Source organism: Rhodococcus baikonurensis, from assembly GCF_040489275.1.
In the GTDB taxonomy this organism is placed as follows: Bacteria; Actinomycetota; Actinomycetes; order Mycobacteriales; family Mycobacteriaceae; genus Rhodococcus_F; species Rhodococcus_F baikonurensis.
This window is the reverse complement of sequence record NZ_JBEUOQ010000016.1, coordinates 94,482-111,612: the sequence shown is the minus strand read 5'-3', so window position 1 is coordinate 111,612 and position 17,131 is coordinate 94,482. Positions and strand designations below refer to the sequence as shown.

Sequence of the window (17,131 nt, the reverse complement as noted above, 5' to 3'; positions counted from 1 at the left end):
AGGCCGAACATTCTTCACTCGATAGGCTCGAACCATGCGTCCTACTGCCTTGATCACCGGTTCCAGTCGCGGCCTCGGAGCTGCCATCGCACGCGAGCTGGCACCGACCCACGACCTGCTGCTCGGTGCACGATCCGCGCACGCCCTCGAGCCGATCTGCGCCGAACTGCCCGGGTCGACGCCCTTACCCCTCGACCTCACGGACTACGACGCCGTCGCGGCCGCCGCCTCGTCCATCACGACGCTCGACGTGCTGGTACACAACGCCGGCGTGGCCGACATCGGAACCATCGAGGAATCCTCGGTCGATCAGTGGCGACGCACCCTCGAGGCAAACGTCATCGCCGTCGCCGAACTCACTCGTGTCCTCCTTCCTGCCCTCAGGGCAGCCGGTGGCCACGTCGTACTGATCAATTCCGGTGCCGGACTGCGCGCCAACGCCGGCTGGGGCTCGTACGCGGCCAGCAAGTTCGCCCTGCACGCTTTCGGAGACGCACTGCGCCTGGAAGAGCCGTCCTTGCGGGTCACCTCCATTCACCCCGGTCGGATCGACACCGACATGCAGCGCGACATCGTCGCCGGTGAGGGCGACGAGTACGACCCGGAGCGCTTCCTGAAGGCCTCCACTGTGGCGCGTGCCGTACTCACTGCCGTCGAAACACCGTCCGACGCACACCCCACGGAGATCGTGCTTCGACCTACCGGCCGGTAAATCCCCAGTTCGCCGGTAACGGAATGATGACGATGGGCATCCGGATATCGCTTTTCCGGGCACTGGCCCGATACTGACATCAGTTGTCGGACAAAGAGACTGGACTTGTTCTCAGGAGTTCATCGAGAGGCGGTGTGCGATGCATGATCATACGAATACGTGGGGAATTTCCACCGAGGCTTTCCTCGGGTGCTACGTCGCCGCTGCCACCGGAGCGGTGGTGATCGCGCTTGTGATCCGCGGCGTCGCCCGGCGCAAGCCCACACCGGAATTGCGCACGCTCACACCACCGGAGATGGGTGTACCGACCAGCGACGAGGGTGCAATACGCGCTGCCGTGGCAGAACTCGAGAGTGCTGCACATTCTGCCTGCCAGGGTCGACATGGCAGCGGGTCTTCACCGTCCCGTTGCTCGACCTACGCGAGCACCGTCAGATGTGGGGGGTGAGTGCTGTGAACAACTACTACTCAGCTGACACATGGGGGATCCCCAGCCAGACCTACTTGCAGTGGTATCTGGTGGCCGCAGCCGTCGCGGTCGGACTCTCGCTCTACAGCAGGATGTCCGCGCGCCGCTCACCCGCGATCGTCGACGCGGTTCGTCGGCCGCTCACTCCGCCCGAGATCGGTGCCTTGACCAGTGATTACCAAGCGGTGCTCGCGTCGATGGCCATACTGCGCAGCGCCGAGCTGATCAGCACCGAAGGAAAGACCAAGCTGGCACTCACCGCGGAGGAAAAGAGTCGTCTCGACTGGTTCACCCGCACGGTGCACAAGCGGCTCGGCAACGGAAAGGTCCCGCTGCGACAGGTGCGCCTGATGGGACGACTGAACGTCGCACTCGCACAACTACGTACGACGCTGATCGACGAGGGCTACTTGCAACGCCCGCAGGACGGCCCGGCTGCCGCTCTTCGGACCGTTCCGATCGTGGCGGTAATCGCTCTCGGCGTGATCCGGCTTATCGCGGGGATCATCGGCGGGAAGCCGGTCGGGTTTCTTCTCCTGACCATCATCGTTCTCGCGCTGATGATTCCACTTCTTCGCATCAAGCGTCGTCGGACAGCTTTGGGCGACAGTGAGCTTCGACGTCTCAAGCACGAAAACTCGTACCTCTCACCGAAACTACGGCCCGCCTATACAAGCTACGGTCCCTCACTCGCCGGGCTCTCGGCCGCGCTCTTCGGTTCGGGCGCTCTGGTTCTGATCGATCCGGCGCTGGCAGGAGCGGTGGCTGCGGGCGCCGCGTACAGCCCGGGCGGCGGCAGTTCGAGCTACTACAGTTGTGGCTCCTCTTCCGGATCATCCGGCTCGGACGGCGGTGGCGGCAGTGGTAGCAGTTGCGGCGGCGGGGGGTGTGGGGGATGAGCACTCGTGCCGGCGACACGTGGGGGATCCCCAGCGAGGATTTCCTGTACGGCTACACAGCCGTTTCGGTCACGCTCATGGTTCTCACTCTGGTGTGGCGTCTGATGATTCGAGCACGCCGGTACAGGTACTCAACCGAGCACGGGTATTCCGCCGAGCAACTGACCCCTCCGGAAGTCGGCATGCTGACCGGCGAGTCACGCGCCATCGCAGCATCATTGGCAATCCTGCGTAGCGCTGATCTGATCACCACCGACGGCGCTGTCCTGCGCCCGTTGGGCCCTGCCGACGAGACCCTGGACTGGTACACCCTCACCGTGTACCAGCGCCTGGCCCAGCAGGCCCTGCCCCATCGTCGGCGGCAACTCGCCGAGCGTATGACGGTGGAAACAGCTCGCCTACGAAACTCTTTGGCGGACCGGGGGTACCTGACCTCCGACAGCACCAGGCGTTCGATCTTTCTCTCCACAGTTCCGCTGAAGATCCTGGTGGCCGTGGGTATCGTCCGCATTGCCTTCGGCCTGCACAACGACAAGCCCGTCGAGTTTCTGATTCTCGCCGTACTCGTCACCGGGTTCAGCATCCCGCTGCTCGGGCTCAACTTCGATCGCACTACCTCGGGCAATGCAGCACGGTCGGAACTGACCACAGCACACGCCTACCTGTCCCCGCGCAACAAGCCTGCCTTCTCCGCTTACGGACCGCGCTTGGCGGGGATGTCCGCCGCCCTGTTCGCCGGTTCGGCAATGCTGATGATCAATCCCGCCTTGGCCTCCGCCGCCGGAATCGGTGCCGACGGCAGCGGAGGTAGCGGGGGTTCGGACGGCGGTAGTTCAGACGGGGGAGGCGGCAGCTGCAGCGGGGGCGGCGGATGTGGCGGCGGCGGTGGCGGATGCGGGGGATAACCGCGCCCGGGCGAGCAGAAGCGCTGCCGCCTCGGTAGTGATGCCACGTTCCTCGCTCAAGGAATACACCTCGTCCAGAGTTCGACCGATCCCTCGGGTTCGTTCGACGACGTCGTCTTCGTTCCACCCCAGGACTTCTCGCCCGACGAGGTGAAAGGCTCCGCCTGCGTTCGCGACGAAATCAGGGGCACAGAGAACCCCGCGGCTTCGCAGAACCTCGCCCGCCGCAGGATCGGTCAAGATGTTGTTTGCTGCGCCCGCCACGGCCAGAGTCGGAATCGACGCAGCGGCACCGGAATCGATGATGCCTCCCATCGCGCAGGGAGCGAAGAGATCACACGGTGTTCGGAGTACCTCGCCGGCAGGAACGACCGTGTGCCCCGCGAGAGAAGCAGCCTCGAGGCGCTGCGGGTCCGTATCGGCAACCAGCAGGCGTGCCCCAGCCTGGGCTGCGAGACGTACAACATCCCCGCCGACGGCGCCGAGTCCCTGCACCAGTACCGTTCGGCCGTCGAGTGTTCCGAGTCCACGACGACGCGCCGTGGCCTTCATCGCTTCGAACACGCCCAGAGCCGTTGCGTGCGCGCTGGAACCGGCGCCACCGTTGTCGACCGAACGCCCGAAGACGTACTTGGTGGTTCGACTGAGCTGATCCATGTCCGAGGAGTTGGTGTTGACGTCAGGACCGGTCCAGTAGTTTCCCTCGAGCTTGTCGATGTTCTCCGCGTGAATGTCGAGGATACGAGTCCAAGTCGCCGAGTCGATCCGATTGCGCGGTGCGGGCAGTGCTATCACCGACTTCCCGCCACCCATCGGCAGGTCGGAGACCGCCATTTTCAATGTCATTGCGCCGGCGAGCTTCCCGGCGTCCGCCAGAGCGTGACCGATCGAGGGATAATGCGCGGCCCGCGTGCCACCCGACGCCGGTCCCAGTCGGGTGGAGTCGATTCGGATCACAAAGGTCGTGTCGGTCTCCCGATCATGTCGGGTGACGGTCAGTTCACCGTCCCAGCGCAGTTCGTCGTCGATGCTCATTGCAGATCCTCTCCTGGTTATGGGTCAACCGTGCGCGTGTAGTGGTGTTCCCGCGAGGGCGAGCATGGCCTCACCCAACGCTTCGCTCTGGCTGGGGTGTGCGTGGATGAAACGCCCCACTTCATCGGGAAGTGCTTCCCAGGCAACGGCCAACTGCGCTTCACCGATCAGCTCGCCAACCCGGTCGCCCACCAGGTGGACGCCGACGACGGGACCTCTGGTTCCGCTGCGAATCACTTTGATTCCCCCGGTGGTTCGCAGGATCTGACTCTTGCCGTTACCCGCCAGGTCGTAGACGACGGTGGAGATGTCGCCGTACTGCGTGCGCGCCGCCTCTTCGCCGAGTCCGACTGATGCAACTTCGGGATGTGAGTACGTCACGCGAGGAATCAAGTGTTCGGCGACCGGTAGCGGATCCTTCCCGGCGATCTGTTCTGCCACAAAGATTCCTTGTTGGAAACCTCGGTGCGCCAACGCAAGACCGGGCACGATGTCGCCGACCGCGTGCACACCGTCCATGGATGTACGGAGGCGTTCGTCGGTGACGACAAAACCCTTGTCGAGGCTGATTCCATTCTCTTCGAAGCCGCAACCTTCCGTGCGGGGTCCGCGGCCGACGGCGACCAACAGTAGGTCGGTATCGAATATCGTTCCGTCACCTAGTTCGATGCGGACCGAATCGGCTGCTTCTTTCGCGGAAACGATCTTTGTGTCTGTCTTACAGACGATTCCGCGTTTCCGGTAGGCCCGCTCCAGCTGCTTCGACGACCACGGATCCTCGGCGGCGAGGAGTCGGGGGAGGGCCTCGACGATCGTGACTTCGGCGCCGAAGGAGCGCCACAGGCTCGCGAACTCGACACCGATGACACCGCCACCGAGCACTGTTGCGCTGCTGGGCACCCGGTCGAGTTCGAGCGCCTGGTCGCTGGTGAGGATCCGGCGGCCGAGCTCTATGCCGGGCAGTTCCCGCGGATACGAACCGGTCGCCAGAACGAGTGATGTTCCGGTATAGCGGGTTCCGTCGACGTCGATGCTTCGCCCACCGACGTACGTTCCGTATCCGTTGACAATAGTGATCTTGTGTTGCGCCAACAAACCTTGCAGACCGCTGTACAGCCGCTCGACTGTCCCGTTCTTGTAGTCGTGCACCTGCGCGATGTCGATGCCGTCCAATGTTGCCCGGACTCCGAATTGCTCACTGGTGCGTGCCGAGTCGGCCACCTCGGCGGAATGCAGCAGCGCCTTGGTCGGGATGCATCCGCGGTGCAGGCACGTTCCGCCGACCTTGTCCGCCTCGATCAGCGTGACCGACAATCCGAGTTGGGCGGCGCGGATGGCGCAGGCATAGCCGCCCGATCCGCCACCGAGGATCACGACATCACTGTGCCGTTTGCCAGCCGTCATCGAAGCCTTGGTCATCGGAGCCGTGGTCATCAGAGCCTTCCCAGGATGCGGATCGGGTTCTCGATGTAGTCACCGAACAGCCGTAGGAATCCGCCGGCTTCGCCGCCGTCACAGACGCGGTGGTCGAAGCTCAACGAGATCTGAGTGACCTTACGGACGGTCAACTCGCCGTTCACCACCCACGGCTTGTCGATGATGCGCCCGATCCCCAGAATTGCCGCCTCGGGGTGATTGATGATCGGAGTCGATCCGTCGACCCCGAATACCCCGTAGTTGTTGAGTGTGAAGGTGCCGCCGGTCAAGCGGGCGGGTTCGAGTTTGCCGTCGCGGGCAAGGTCGGTGATCACCCGAAGTGCTTGTGCGAGTTCGAGAGTGTTCAGTGAATCGGCATTGCGAATGACCGGCACCATCAATCCCTTCGGTGTCTGAGCGGCGATTCCGAGGTGGATGCGGGCGTGTCGAACTATCTCGCCTCGAGCCGTGTCGACCGACGAGTTCAGTTCGGGGTACTGCGCCAATGCGGCGGTGGTCAGCCGAGCCAGGAGCGCCATCAGGCTGATCTTGTCGGAATCGGGCAGTGACTTGTTGATCTCGCCTCGCGCCGCCAACAGTTCGGTGGCGTCGACGTCGACCCAGGTTGTCGCGTCGGGAATCTCGCGGCGGCTGGTGGACAGCTTGTCGGCCACCACCTTGCGTAGCCCCTTGATCGGGATGCGTTGGTCGCTCACGTGCGACGTTTCCGTCTCCGTGCCGGTGTTCGAACCTGCCTCGACATCAGCGCGGGTGATGACCCCGCCTGCACCGGATCCGGAGAGGATAGACAGGTCGATATCGTTGTCGGCAGCCAGTTTACGGACGATCGGCGAGATCACGCGTACCGACGAAGAAGTCCGACGTCGGCGTCTCGGTGCATCCTCACTGGTGCCGTAGCCGATCAGGACGTTACCCGAACCGGCACGTTCTTCTTCGCGGTATCGCTCGTGGTTAGCCGAGACGACCGCGTCGACACTGTCGCCCCCACTCACAGTGATCAGCGGCGTACCCACCTTCACGGTGTCACCGTCTTTGCCGTGGAGTTCGATCACGGTCCCGGCGAACGGGATAGGCACATCCACAGCAGCTTTCGCGGTCTCGACCTCGACGACAATCTGATCGATGGTGACCACGTCGCCTACCTTGACGTGCCACTCCGCAATGTCGGCCTCGGCCAATCCTTCACCCAGGTCCGGAAGCATGAATACCTGATTGCTCATGCCGTCACCGCCCAACGGGTGTCGGGAGTGTCGTTCCACTGCAGACGATCGACGGCATCGAGGACACGGTCGACGCTGGGCAGGTGGTGACGCTCGAGCTTCGGCGCGGGGTAGGGGATGTCGAATCCGCTGACCCGGAGCACCGGGGCGTGGAGATGGTGGAAGCACCGCTCCTGCACGCGGGCAGCAATTTCCGCACCCACGCCGGCAAAACCTTGCGCCTCCTGGATGACGATGCAGCGTCCGGTCTTTCGCACCGATGCAGTGACCGTCTCGTCGTCGAACGGCACTATCGAGCGGATGTCGATCACCTCGATGTCGCGGCCGTCGGCTGCAGCGGCCTCGGCCGACTTCAGTGCAACCTCCACGGACGGGCCGTAGGCAATGAGCGTCGCGTCACGACCGGGGCGCCGGACGACCGCGCGACCGATCGGCTCACGTGCGGTCAGTTCGACATCGGCACGGGAGAAATACAGCTTCTTGGGTTCGAGGAAGATCACCGGGTCGGGGTCCTCGATCGCCGAACGTAGCAGCGAGTACGCATCTTCCACCGTGGACGGCGCCACGACCTTCAGGCCGGGCGTGTGTGCGTAGTAGCCCTCGCTGGAATCACAGTGATGCTCCACCCCGCCGATACCGCCGGCAAAAGGAACACGGATGACTATCGGAATCGACAGTGCGCCCTTCGTGCGGTTGCGGATCTTTGCGACGTGGGAGGCGATCTGCTCGAATGCCGGATAGGCAAACGCGTCGAACTGCATTTCCACGACCGGACGAAAACCGGCCATGGCCATGCCGATTGCGAATCCGATAATGCCGGACTCGGCGAGGGGAGTGTCGAAGCACCGGTCGTCGCCGAAGTCGCGGGTGAGGCCGTCGGTGACGCGGAAAACCCCGCCCAGGGTACCGACGTCCTCACCGAAGACGACAACGTTGTCGTCCGCAGCCAGAGAGTCACGTAGCGCGGTGTTGAGGGCTTGAGCCATCGTGAGCATGGGCATGGTCAGTGTCCCCCTGTGTCAGCGGCTTCGGCGGCAAGTTCGGTTTCGAGTTGGGCTTGTTGCTCACGCAATTGCGGTGTCTGCTCGGCGAAGACGTACCGGAACAGATCGAGCGGATCGTGCGGGCGGTCGACGTTCATGCCGGCGCGCAGTGTGGCGGCCTCGGCTTCTGCCTCTGCGGTCAGTGATTCCACGAACGCGTCGTCGATCAGATCGTGTGCGCGCAGATACTTTTCGAGACGCGGCAACGGGTCTCGCCCGAGCCAGCTTTCCACCTCGGCGCTGTCGCGGTAGCGGGTGGCGTCGTCGGCGTTGGTGTGGGCGTCGATGCGATAGGTGTGTGCTTCGACGATCACCGGTCCGTTTCCGCTGCGGACGAAGCGCGCCGCCTCGTCCATGACGGCCATCATCGCAACAGGATCGTTGCCGTCTACCTGCTCGCTGCCGATCCCGTAGCCGACGCCCTTGTGCGCCAACGTCGGTGCTGCACTTTGACGAGACAGTGGCACGCTGATTGCAAATCCGTTGTTCTGCACCAGAAAGATCACCGGCGCCTTGAAGACGGCGGCGAAGTTCAGCGCTTCGTGGAAGTCACCCTCACTGGTGGCCCCGTCACCGCAGAGCGCGAGCGCGACGGTGTTCAGGCCCCGTCGGGACTCCCCGTACGCCACTCCCGCTGCGTGCAGCAACTGCGTCGCCAGTGGGGTGCACTGCGGCGCGCTGCGCAGTGCGACCGGGTCGTACCCGCAATGCCAGTCGCCGGCAAGCATGCTCAGAATCTGCACCGGATCGACGCCTCTGGCGGCCAACGCCATCGAATCCCGGTAGGTGGGGAAGAGCCAGTCACTCGGCTCCAAACTCATCGCTGCCGCGATCTGACATGCCTCCTGCCCCCGCGAGGACGGATACACAGCCAGGCGCCCCTGTTTGGTGAGCGCCGTCGCCTGCTGGTCGAAGCGTCTGCCCAGGAACATCTTTCGATACATGTCGATCAGTCGATCGTCGCTCGGTTTCGCGTAGCGGGCCTCACTGCGCGTCAGTTCTCCCGCGGGGTCGAGGTACTGCACCGCGGAATCGGCCGGCAGGAACTTTTGATACCGCAGTTCCCCCAAGGGCTCGACAAGAGTCACTTCTACCTCCAGAAGACGTTGTGTCCATCAGTATTCGCACTTCGACGACGTAATGGCAGAAGGCGTCGAAGATTCAAGACAAACGGCCTATCATGAGGATTCGGGCAGCAATATGTCCATCAACCGACTCGACTACCGAAGCAGGAATGGACAGATGGCCACCGAACCGCACGCTCTCGATGCGATCGACCGCCGCATCATCGCCGAACTGGTCGCAGACAGTCGCATCTCCATGCGTGCACTGGCCGAGAAGGCGCACATATCTCGCGCTCACGCCTACGTCCGCATCGAAAGGCTCGAGGACGCCGGAATCATCACCGGATTCACGACGCGGATCGCCCATGAGAAGGCCGGACTCGGCTCCTCGGCGTACGTGGCGCTCTCGATCAGGCAGCACTCGTGGCGAGGGCTGGCGGCGTCGTTGAAGGCACTGCCGTTTGTCGAGCATTTCTCCCTCCTCGGCGGCGACTTCGACGTTCTGGTGTTGGTTCGAGCCCCGGACAACCAGGAACTACGCCACACCGTTCTCGAAGAACTCCAGGGACTCGACGGGGTTCTCTCGACCAAAACGTGGCTGATCTTCGAAGAAGGCAACGGTCCGGGACCCAACTGGTTGCCCGGCTGATCCGTCTATAGTCGCCGTTAGCAGTTGCACACGGGAGGTGACTCGAATGACCCTGTACGGCCTGGGAATCGGTTGGCGTCCCGAGGTATCCGGAATCATCGCGCAGCTGGACGGCCTGGCATTCTGCGAAGTCATTGCGGAATCCATCGGAAACGAGGTACAGCCGCACCTCGGTTCGCTGGGAGTTCCGGTGATCCCGCACGGAATCTCGCTCTCCCTTGGCGGGGCCGAGGCGGTAGATCAGGCACGGATCGATCACCTTGCGCATGCAGCCCAGCTACTGGACGCCCCCTTGGCGAGTGAGCACATCGCCTTCGTGCGGGCGGGCGGCATCGAGGCCGGGCACCTGCTCCCACTGCCACGCACCTACGAAGCGATCGATGTCTTGGCACGCAACATCACCCGCACTCAGGACGGTCTACCGGTGCCGTTTGCCGTCGAAAACGTTGCCGCCCTTTTCGACTGGCCCGACGACGAGTTGACCGAAGGGGAGTTTCTCTCGGAGATCGTCGAGCGCACTGGAGCCCTGCTGGTTCTCGACATCGCGAACGTCTACGCCAATGCTCTCAATCGAGGGCGTGATCCGTGGACCGAGCTGAGCCGGTTACCACTCGAGCGAATCGCATACTGCCACATCGCCGGTGGCAGTCTCAGCGACGGTAAATACCACGACACGCACACCGACCCGGTGCCCGAAGCCGTGCTGGAACTCCTTGCGCAGTTCACCGCCGCCGGTCACCATCCCGCGATCATGCTCGAGCGCGACGGAAACTATCCGCCGGCACTGGAATTGCTCGACGAGCTCGATGCCATCGCCGATGCAGCGGGTCTGGATCGCATCACCGCGGGCACCGACTGGTCACGCACATGAGCACGCTCGGTGAGCGTCAAGAGGCGCTGATTCGCGCACTTGTGGCGGGTGGCGAACTACCCGAGGGCTTCGACAAAGACGATGCCGCCGTTGTCTCGGCGGCACTGCTCCGAAAGCGCGCAGGAGAAGTGGCGCACCACCTTCCGGTCGTGCGCCACACTCTCGGCGATCGGTATCTTCAGTTGTTCACAGCGTGGGCGCAGGGACGTCCGAAGACGACTTCACACGCGGACGCCCAGGCTTTTGTCGCCCACCTCCAGGACATCGGCGAACTGCCTCGCCCGCCCTGGTATCAGAGGTTTCGAAAGGTCTTACGCAAATGAGACAACGGCTTCGCTGGTGTACATGAGGAACGTCATCGATTCCTGGAAGTACAGCTCGACGGAGTTCGCATCGTGCGAGAGATAGCCGATGGACAGGTCCTGGCCCAGATGCAGTTCGTAGTCGCCGCCACGGGTCGAGAGCAGGAAAGCGCCGTCGATGGCCGGGGCCCAGATGATCTCGCCGTCGAGGACGCGTCGCAGGTGCTCGCGGATCGGGTAGCCGTGATCGGAGGTCTCGTTGATCGCGGTGAACGCGTCGGCGTTCAGGAGCAGTGAGTACGGTCCGTTGACACCGGCCAGTCGCAGCGACGTGATCGCCTGGCTGATGGCTTCCGGGTAGTCCTTGGCGTCGACGGGGAGCTTCAGTTCCGGGTTGGAACCGCTGGCCCGCACGCCGGTGATGCTGGCTGCGGGGTATCCCTCGAAGATGGCGCGGTCCTCGGCGAACGCGATTTGCTTGGCCGCGTCCTTGACGGGCTGCCAGTCGGAGTCCTTCGCGCCGCGTTCGACGTCGTCGATGGCCTGACGGCTGACGGTGAAGGGGACCCGCAGTTCGATGATCGGCTGCGACTGACGAGCGTGTGCGATGACGCCGTCGGCCAAGGGATTGATCGGCACCTGATGCCCGAGCGGGATGGCCGCGAGATCGTCACCCGACGGTCCCTCCACATCCACGACACGACGACCGGCGACGTGACGCTTGAAGGTGCGGCTGGCCTCTTCTTCGATCTCGGCCCAGGCTGCTGCCGAAATGGGTGCTAGGTCGCGGTGCAGGTTTGTCATTGCTGGGCACTCCTTTTGAGGCTGCCGATTCCGAGAGAACCGTCAGAGATGGGCGCTGTGAACGTCGCTTCGGGAACGAGCCTGGTCGGCAGGTCCGGGGGATCGTCGAGAAAGTCCGCCGTCGGAACGAAGAAATTGATTCCGGTGACGGCCGTCGAGAAATCGAGAATGCGGTCGTAGTTGCCGACGGGATTCCCGATGAACATGTTGGTGAGCATCTGCTCAGTCACCGTCGGCGACGCCGAGTAACCGATGAAGTAGGTTCCCATTTCAGCGGAGCCGACGTGGCCGAACGGCATGTTGTCGCGCAGGATCTGGATCTGCTCACCGGATTCGTCCTCGATGACGGTGAGTGCGGTGTGCGAGTTGGCCGGTTTGGTGTCGTCGTCCATCTCGAGGTCTTCGAGCTTGGAGCGCCCGATCACGTTCTCCTGCTCCTCGACGGGCAGGGAATTCCACTCCGACATGTCGTGGAGGTACTTCTGGACGATGACGTAACTGCTGCCCGCGAAGTCCGGATCCTCGTCACCGACGGTGACCGCGACGTATGCGGCCTGCCCGGAAGGGTTCTCGGTGCCGTCGACAAAACCCATGAGGTCGCGTTGCTCGAAGTACTTGAACCCGTGGACCTCGTCGATCACCGACGCGGCGCCGGCCAACCTGTTGGTCACGACCGTGGCGAACTCGAAGCACAGGTCCATCTGACGTGCCCGGATGTGGAACAACAGATCGCCCGGTGTGCTGGGAGCGTGGTGTTTGTCACCGGTCAACTCGATGAATGGGTGCAATTCCGCCGGGCGCGGTCCGTCGAAAAGCCGGTCCCATGCGTCCGAACCGATGCCGACGACGCCAGCCAAGCCACCTGCGGGAACCCGGAATCCGATCGAGCGCTGCAGCCCGGAAATATCCGCCAGAACGTCGTGAACTGCCTGCTCACCACCCTCGTCGATGGTGAAAACCAGGAAGATCGCAGCTTCCGTGAGCGGGGTCAGCAACGGCTGCGGTATCGCGGGAAGGGCCACCTCGGCCTCGTCGATCTCACTCGTTTCCGCCATGCAGACCAGTATGGACGATTCCGGCAGTCCCGGCATCAGTAGTGGGTAAGTCGCGTCAGGGTGTCGCGTTACGGGGTTGCCGCCTGGGCGCCCGCGTCGAAGCCGGCCGGAATCTCGAAGATCTTTCCGTCGAACCCAGCGCGGTAGAGATGCCCGGCCGCGAAACCGGAATTGCCACGCCCGTAGGTCAACACGCTCGACGCTTGCAGTCCGCTGGTGAGCGAGCAGTACTGGCCGGGTCCGTCGATCCGCCACACCTCACCACTGATGTCCGTGGGGACAATCGCGCGATCGCGCGAGTCAAGGGTCAAACCATCTGGGGCAGAGAAGGTTTCGAAACCGCCGAGATCGACCAACGATTCCGAATATCCCGGATTGTCCACGGAGATTCGGCTGACGCCCGGGTTTGCGAACGTGCGCGACACGTAGAGCCAGCGATTATCGCCACTCAGGGCGGCGCCGTTTGCACTCGGGAAGGTTGCCCACGCCGGGTCGACGGCACCGCCTGGGCTGACCTTTCCGATCAGCGAACCGAAATCGTTGGTGGCATAAATCGTTCCGTCGTGCGCGACGGCGAGGCCGTTTGCAGCGCTCAGACCACCGGCTATGGGCGTCACGGCACCGGAGTTCACGTCCACCCGAGCGACCGACGCAGCCCGCGTCAGATCGCCGATCAGCACGCCGGCGTTTGCTCCGGTTCCCACCAGGAGTGAACCGTCCGGGCTCCACGCCAGCGCGCCCGCACCGCCGGGAACCGTCGCGATCGGAACTGCAGCCTGACCAGGCGCGTCGACGCGGAAGATTCGCCCACTCACCAGGTCTGTCGTGTACAGGCGCCCCTGCCCGTCCACCGTGACACCCTCGAGAGCTGCGCCCGGAATCTGAGCGCTGAGGACGGCGGGGGACGATCCGGGGCAGGGCGCCGCGGCGGCGGCACCGGACACACCCAGAGCCAGAAGCGAACCGGCAACAAGAGCACCGGTGACACCTACCCGAATACTGCGATCGAAGATCCTGGTGCGCATCTGCGCAACGCTAGACCTTCGGCCCGATTTCGCCTAGAGCGACCGAAGGAAAGAGATCAAAAGTTCATTGACCTCGGCAGCACGTTCCTGTTGGACGAAGTGCCCCGCGCCGCTGAGGAGGTGCACACCCCGCAGGTCGGGGACGGTGTCCTTCATGCGGTCCAATGCCTTGGGGCCGCTCATCGCTATGACCGGATCTTCGGCTCCCGCGACGAAGAGCGTCGGGACATCGATGTGCGCGCCGTCCAGATCCGCACTGCGTTCCCAGTTGGCGTCGTACGCCCGGTACCAGTTCAAGCCACCTGTGAAACCTGTTGCCGTAAAGGCCTTTACATAGACGTCCAGATTATCCTCGGTGAGCCACGACCACGGCAATGCAGGCGCCTCGGGAAGTACGTCGAGGTAGCCGTTTCCTTCGGACGGATTCTTCCAGACGTCGAGGTACCGGTAAGCCCCGGACAAGGCATGGAAGAGCCGTTGAAGGAATTCACGTGGACGGGCGTCGAGTTCGCGCTCCGCGACACCCGGTTCCTGGAAATAGTGAATGTGCAGAAAGTGCTTGCGCGCCATGCCGGCGTAGATCGTCGACGGCTTGGCCGGGAACCTGTCGGGCGCATAGGGGACCGCCAACGAGACCAGTCCCGCAACACGATCGGGGTGGCGCAGAGCGGTGGTCCACGCGACCGGCGCGCCGAAATCGTGACCGACGAATACCGCCTTGTCGATTCCGAGAGCGTCGAGTAAATCGATCAACCGGTTCGCGACGGCGTCGTTGGTGTAGTCGTCGACGGTATCCGGGCACGTGGTGCCGCCGTACCCGGGCATGTCGAGCGCAATCGCTCGAAAGCCGGCTTCCGCCAACGCTGCCGACTGATGGCGATAGCTGTATCCGAGGCCGGGAAAGCCGTGGCACATAACCACGGCTGTCCCAGAACCGGAATCGTCGATCTGCCAACGGAATCCGTCGACATCGATCGTCTTCACCGTCATATCAGGCGGTGATCATGTCTTCCTGGTTCCAGAATGCGCGCATCGACAGGATCTTGCCGTCGTCGTCGAAAGTCATGACGTCGATGGGTGCGATGGTCAGCGTCTGCTCGCCGAGCTTGGTGATCAGCGAGAAGTGGAATGCCGCTTCGTTTCCGGCGATGCGGAGGGTGTGAAGGTGAGCTTCCTGGTCGAAGTTCTCGATCACGGAGTAGAACTCGAGAATGGACTCGCGAGTGGTGCGCACGTCGGTGCCAACCGGGTCTTCGACCGTTGCACCCTCGGCGTACAGGGCCACAACCTGGGCGGCAGTGCCCGTGGCAACTGTCTCGATGTAGGCGTCGACGGTCTTGCGGATTACCTCTGCGGACGGTGCCATGGTCTACCCCTCGTAGTTAGAACAGGTTCTAATTCTGAGGATAACCTACGTCTCTGATCCACGGGTCAGGTTTCGAGCACCTTGCGCAGGCGGGCCTTCTTCCCGTTCTCCCGCACGATCCAGACGACATCGGCGTCGTCCGACGCCTCCAGGGAGACGAATGCCGACAGTGCATTCTTCGGGTCCGCTGCGACCGCGACGCTCCAGCAGTATCCGAGCGCCTGCCGGAGAGTGCGTGTGTCGGCTTCACGACGGGCATCAGCCGGTTGCGAGGCAATCCATTCGGTAGCGTCTCGGCACACCTGAACCGCCAGCGCAGCGTTGGTCTTGTCCTTCAGCAACCGCGGCTCGCAGATCCCGGCGGCTGCTGCGCGCAGCGTCAATGGATGGGCGGACCGTGCCCACTGCTCGATGATCGCCCGCAACAATTCCGGATCCGTGTCACCTATCGCCTGAACAGCCATCGCGGCAGCTTCACGTGCACGCCACGACGCACTGGTGGTCGCCGCCGTCAGACTGACCAGAACGGCCTCGTCGCGCGAACGAACAAGAATGAATCCGAGCCCGACGATCCCACAACAGCGGATGTATTCGTCTTCGGACTCCACCGCCCGCAGGATGTCGTCACTGTCGGCGCCGCGCGCGAACTCGAGCATGAGCGCGAGGTTCGCGCGCGGGCCGGGCAATCCTGAACGCTCCTGCAGATAACTCCACAGTTCATCGCCGTCCAGATCCGCGAACGTCATGGGGAGTCCTACTTTCTCGAGTGCGGGCGCACCCATCATTTCACCGAAGCCCACTCACGACGGGAGTTCGAAGCTCACTTGCTTCCGTCGACGCGCATAGAGGAACCCGCCGACAAACGCGAGCATCAGCACCCCGGTCATCACTACTGCCAGTACGTTGCCACCCAGAAGAAGCGGGAGGTTTCCGGCAATGGCGATCGCAAATCCAATGAGTCCGACGAGCCCCAGGCTCGGGGCAAGTTTGGTGTGCCAGAAGCGCTGATCGACCTTCGTACGATGAAAGAAGACGAGAACTGCAAGGCACGTGAGCAACATGAGAGCCACGATCCCCACCGTTGCGACACCGGCGAACCACGCGAAGATCTGTGTCACCGGATCCAGACCGATGGCGATGCAAGCGCCGAGAAGCACCAGAGCACAGCAGGACTGCACCACAGACGCGATGTGCGGCGAACCATGCACGCGGTGCGTACGCCCACCTGCACCTGGCAGAACGCCGGTGTTCGACAGAACAAAGATGTACCTGGCCAAGACATTGTGGAGAGACAAAACTGCGGCAAAGAGACTGGACACCAACAGAATTTGAATCAGATGGGCCGTCACCGATCCGGCAAAGTCGGTGGCAGTGGTGATCAACATGCCGTCGGGGTCGGTGCCCGCAATGTCCACGGCACCCGTATCACCCCAAGCCGTCACGACCGCCCAACTGGAGAGAGCATAGAAGCCTCCGATGAGGATCAAGGCAGCGTACGTCGCTCGTGGGATCGTCCGCGCCGGATCCTTCGCCTCGTCGCGGAAGATCGCCGTCGACTCGAAGCCGATGTAACCGGCAAGCGCGAATACCAATGCGACGCCGGGGGATCCGGAGAAGATTTCCGACGGAGAGAACATTGCCGTCGACGGGCCTTCGGGACCACCGTCGGCGATGATGAAAGCGTCGAGGACGACGACGATCCCAACCTCTGCGATCAACAGGATGCCGAGCACCTTGCCCGACAATTCGATATGACGAAATCCGAGGACTGCGACCAGAGCCAACGAGGCGAGCGAGAAGATCCACCACGGCACCTCCGGACCACCGTACGAGGTGATCAACGAACTCATTGCCGGGCCGAGGTAGCCGTAAACGGCCAATTGCACTGTGCTGTAACTGACAAGCGCCAACATCGCACTGCCAACGCCGGCACCACGGCCGAGACCATGTCCGATGTAGAGATAGAACGCGCCGGTTCCCGGGATGTAACGCGACATCGCGGTGAATCCGACTGCGAAGAGCAGAAGCACACCGGTTGTCACGGCGAAGGTCATCGGGAAGCCTGCACCGTTACCTCCGGAAATGCCCAGCGGCACAAGCCCACTGATCACAGTCAGGGGAGCGGCCGCGGCAACGACCATAAGGACTATCGAACCGGTACCCAGCGAGCCTCGAAGAGTTCGGTCATCGCCGGATGCATCGCGTGAAGCATTGACGGAAGTATGGGTCATACCGGCGATGTTAGAACCATTGAAGTCGATTCGGGACCCAATTC

The 17,131-nt window shown here is 63.1% G+C and carries 19 protein-coding genes; 7 read left to right on the top strand and 12 right to left on the bottom strand.

Features of this window, described 5'->3' with window-relative positions; all coding sequences use genetic code 11:
* Positions 1–34: 34 nt before the first annotated feature.
* From ABWI03_RS27930 to ABWI03_RS27915, 4 genes are all read left to right on the top strand, one after another.
* Positions 35–712: an SDR family oxidoreductase gene (locus tag ABWI03_RS27930; RefSeq protein WP_298774887.1), complete on the top strand. Its 678-nt coding sequence runs from the start codon at positions 35–37 to the stop codon at positions 710–712.
* 139 nt (positions 713–851) lie between these two features.
* Positions 852–1,160, top strand: coding sequence for a hypothetical protein (locus tag ABWI03_RS27925; protein ID WP_298774885.1), 309 nt, complete (start codon positions 852–854; stop codon positions 1,158–1,160).
* Complete coding sequence (locus ABWI03_RS27920) at positions 1,157–2,080, top strand: TIGR04222 domain-containing membrane protein (protein ID WP_298774883.1); 924 nt, start codon at positions 1,157–1,159, stop codon at positions 2,078–2,080. The genes ABWI03_RS27925 and ABWI03_RS27920 overlap by 4 nt, the downstream gene beginning before the upstream one ends.
* Positions 2,077–2,985, top strand: a complete 909-nt coding sequence (locus ABWI03_RS27915; protein WP_235170848.1) for a TIGR04222 domain-containing membrane protein — start codon at positions 2,077–2,079, stop codon at positions 2,983–2,985. The genes ABWI03_RS27920 and ABWI03_RS27915 overlap by 4 nt, the downstream gene beginning before the upstream one ends.
* On the opposite strand, the gene ABWI03_RS27910 is transcribed toward ABWI03_RS27915, so the two are convergent.
* From ABWI03_RS27910 to pdhA, 5 genes are read right to left on the bottom strand one after another with little or no spacing between them, the layout of a single operon-like run.
* Positions 2,914–4,020, bottom strand: coding sequence for a Glu/Leu/Phe/Val dehydrogenase family protein (locus ABWI03_RS27910; RefSeq protein WP_298774878.1), 1,107 nt, complete (start codon positions 4,018–4,020; stop codon positions 2,914–2,916). The genes ABWI03_RS27915 and ABWI03_RS27910 overlap by 72 nt on opposite strands.
* 24 nt (positions 4,021–4,044) lie before the next feature.
* Complete coding sequence (gene lpdA, locus ABWI03_RS27905) at positions 4,045–5,454, bottom strand: dihydrolipoyl dehydrogenase (protein WP_298774876.1); 1,410 nt, start codon at positions 5,452–5,454, stop codon at positions 4,045–4,047.
* A complete protein-coding gene (locus tag ABWI03_RS27900; RefSeq protein WP_298774873.1) occupies positions 5,454–6,677 on the bottom strand; it encodes a dihydrolipoamide acetyltransferase family protein in 1,224 nt (407 codons plus the stop codon). The genes lpdA and ABWI03_RS27900 overlap by 1 nt, the downstream gene beginning before the upstream one ends.
* On the bottom strand, positions 6,674–7,678 hold the full coding sequence (locus ABWI03_RS27895) for an alpha-ketoacid dehydrogenase subunit beta (RefSeq protein WP_298774870.1): 1,005 nt from the start codon (positions 7,676–7,678) through the stop codon (positions 6,674–6,676). Before ABWI03_RS27895 ends, ABWI03_RS27900 begins: the two co-directional genes overlap by 4 nt.
* Before the next feature lie 2 nt (positions 7,679–7,680).
* Positions 7,681–8,808, bottom strand: coding sequence for a pyruvate dehydrogenase (acetyl-transferring) E1 component subunit alpha (gene pdhA, locus ABWI03_RS27890; protein ID WP_298774867.1), 1,128 nt, complete (start codon positions 8,806–8,808; stop codon positions 7,681–7,683).
* A gap of 154 nt (positions 8,809–8,962) precedes the next feature.
* Here pdhA and ABWI03_RS27885 point away from each other — a divergent pair, with 154 nt between their 5' ends.
* The 3 genes from ABWI03_RS27885 to ABWI03_RS27875 are packed head-to-tail and all read left to right on the top strand — an operon-like array spanning position 8,963 to position 10,627.
* Complete coding sequence (locus ABWI03_RS27885; RefSeq protein ID WP_020971454.1) at positions 8,963–9,433, top strand: Lrp/AsnC family transcriptional regulator; 471 nt, start codon at positions 8,963–8,965, stop codon at positions 9,431–9,433.
* A gap of 46 nt (positions 9,434–9,479) precedes the next feature.
* Positions 9,480–10,304: an MbnB/TglH/ChrH family RiPP precursor modification enzyme gene (locus ABWI03_RS27880; RefSeq protein ID WP_298774864.1), complete on the top strand. Its 825-nt coding sequence runs from the start codon at positions 9,480–9,482 to the stop codon at positions 10,302–10,304.
* Entirely contained in the window at positions 10,301–10,627 is a 327-nt protein-coding gene (locus ABWI03_RS27875; protein ID WP_298774862.1) for an SCO6045 C-terminal-like domain-containing protein, read from the top strand. The genes ABWI03_RS27880 and ABWI03_RS27875 overlap by 4 nt, the downstream gene beginning before the upstream one ends.
* Here ABWI03_RS27875 and ABWI03_RS27870 read toward each other — a convergent pair.
* From ABWI03_RS27870 to ABWI03_RS27840, 7 genes are all read right to left on the bottom strand, one after another.
* Positions 10,616–11,410, bottom strand: a complete 795-nt coding sequence (locus ABWI03_RS27870) for a family 1 encapsulin nanocompartment shell protein (protein WP_166810427.1) — start codon at positions 11,408–11,410, stop codon at positions 10,616–10,618. The genes ABWI03_RS27875 and ABWI03_RS27870 overlap by 12 nt on opposite strands.
* Positions 11,407–12,465 carry a Dyp-type peroxidase gene (locus tag ABWI03_RS27865; protein WP_298774858.1) on the bottom strand — a complete coding sequence of 353 codons (1,059 nt, stop codon included), beginning with the start codon at positions 12,463–12,465 and terminating at the stop codon, positions 11,407–11,409. Before ABWI03_RS27865 ends, ABWI03_RS27870 begins: the two co-directional genes overlap by 4 nt.
* Before the next feature lie 68 nt (positions 12,466–12,533).
* Positions 12,534–13,490 carry an SMP-30/gluconolactonase/LRE family protein gene (locus ABWI03_RS27860; protein ID WP_298774854.1) on the bottom strand — a complete coding sequence of 319 codons (957 nt, stop codon included), beginning with the start codon at positions 13,488–13,490 and terminating at the stop codon, positions 12,534–12,536.
* A 33-nt stretch (positions 13,491–13,523) separates the two neighbouring features.
* Positions 13,524–14,480, bottom strand: a complete 957-nt coding sequence (locus tag ABWI03_RS27855; protein ID WP_298774852.1) for an alpha/beta fold hydrolase — start codon at positions 14,478–14,480, stop codon at positions 13,524–13,526.
* A gap of 1 nt (position 14,481) precedes the next feature.
* The gene (locus ABWI03_RS27850; protein WP_095973457.1) at positions 14,482–14,856 is read right to left on the bottom strand and encodes a nuclear transport factor 2 family protein; all 375 of its coding nucleotides are present in this window, start codon (positions 14,854–14,856) and stop codon (positions 14,482–14,484) included.
* 65 nt (positions 14,857–14,921) lie between these two features.
* The gene (locus ABWI03_RS27845) at positions 14,922–15,602 is read right to left on the bottom strand and encodes a hypothetical protein (RefSeq protein WP_298774848.1); all 681 of its coding nucleotides are present in this window, start codon (positions 15,600–15,602) and stop codon (positions 14,922–14,924) included.
* Positions 15,603–15,656: 54 nt separating this feature from the next.
* Entirely contained in the window at positions 15,657–17,087 is a 1,431-nt protein-coding gene (locus ABWI03_RS27840) for an APC family permease (RefSeq protein WP_234036904.1), read from the bottom strand.
* Between the last annotated feature and the right edge of the window lie 44 nt (positions 17,088–17,131).

Coding starts and splice junctions, on each gene's coding strand:
- ABWI03_RS27930 (WP_298774887.1), top strand. CDS start 35: ATGCGTCCTACTGCCTTGATCACCGGTTCCAGTCGCGGCCTCGGAGCT.
- ABWI03_RS27925 (WP_298774885.1), top strand. CDS start 852: ATGCATGATCATACGAATACGTGGGGAATTTCCACCGAGGCTTTCCTC.
- ABWI03_RS27915 (WP_235170848.1), top strand. CDS start 2,077: ATGAGCACTCGTGCCGGCGACACGTGGGGGATCCCCAGCGAGGATTTC.
- ABWI03_RS27910 (WP_298774878.1), bottom strand. CDS start 4,020: ATGAGCATCGACGACGAACTGCGCTGGGACGGTGAACTGACCGTCACC.
- lpdA (WP_298774876.1), bottom strand. CDS start 5,454: ATGACCACGGCTCCGATGACCAAGGCTTCGATGACGGCTGGCAAACGG.
- ABWI03_RS27900 (WP_298774873.1), bottom strand. CDS start 6,677: ATGAGCAATCAGGTATTCATGCTTCCGGACCTGGGTGAAGGATTGGCC.
- ABWI03_RS27895 (WP_298774870.1), bottom strand. CDS start 7,678: ATGCCCATGCTCACGATGGCTCAAGCCCTCAACACCGCGCTACGTGAC.
- ABWI03_RS27885 (WP_020971454.1), top strand. CDS start 8,963: ATGGCCACCGAACCGCACGCTCTCGATGCGATCGACCGCCGCATCATC.
- ABWI03_RS27880 (WP_298774864.1), top strand. CDS start 9,480: ATGACCCTGTACGGCCTGGGAATCGGTTGGCGTCCCGAGGTATCCGGA.
- ABWI03_RS27875 (WP_298774862.1), top strand. CDS start 10,301: ATGAGCACGCTCGGTGAGCGTCAAGAGGCGCTGATTCGCGCACTTGTG.
- ABWI03_RS27870 (WP_166810427.1), bottom strand. CDS start 11,410: ATGACAAACCTGCACCGCGACCTAGCACCCATTTCGGCAGCAGCCTGG.
- ABWI03_RS27865 (WP_298774858.1), bottom strand. CDS start 12,465: ATGGCGGAAACGAGTGAGATCGACGAGGCCGAGGTGGCCCTTCCCGCG.
- ABWI03_RS27860 (WP_298774854.1), bottom strand. CDS start 13,490: ATGCGCACCAGGATCTTCGATCGCAGTATTCGGGTAGGTGTCACCGGT.
- ABWI03_RS27855 (WP_298774852.1), bottom strand. CDS start 14,480: ATGACGGTGAAGACGATCGATGTCGACGGATTCCGTTGGCAGATCGAC.
- ABWI03_RS27850 (WP_095973457.1), bottom strand. CDS start 14,856: ATGGCACCGTCCGCAGAGGTAATCCGCAAGACCGTCGACGCCTACATC.
- ABWI03_RS27845 (WP_298774848.1), bottom strand. CDS start 15,602: ATGACGTTCGCGGATCTGGACGGCGATGAACTGTGGAGTTATCTGCAG.
- ABWI03_RS27840 (WP_234036904.1), bottom strand. CDS start 17,087: ATGACCCATACTTCCGTCAATGCTTCACGCGATGCATCCGGCGATGAC.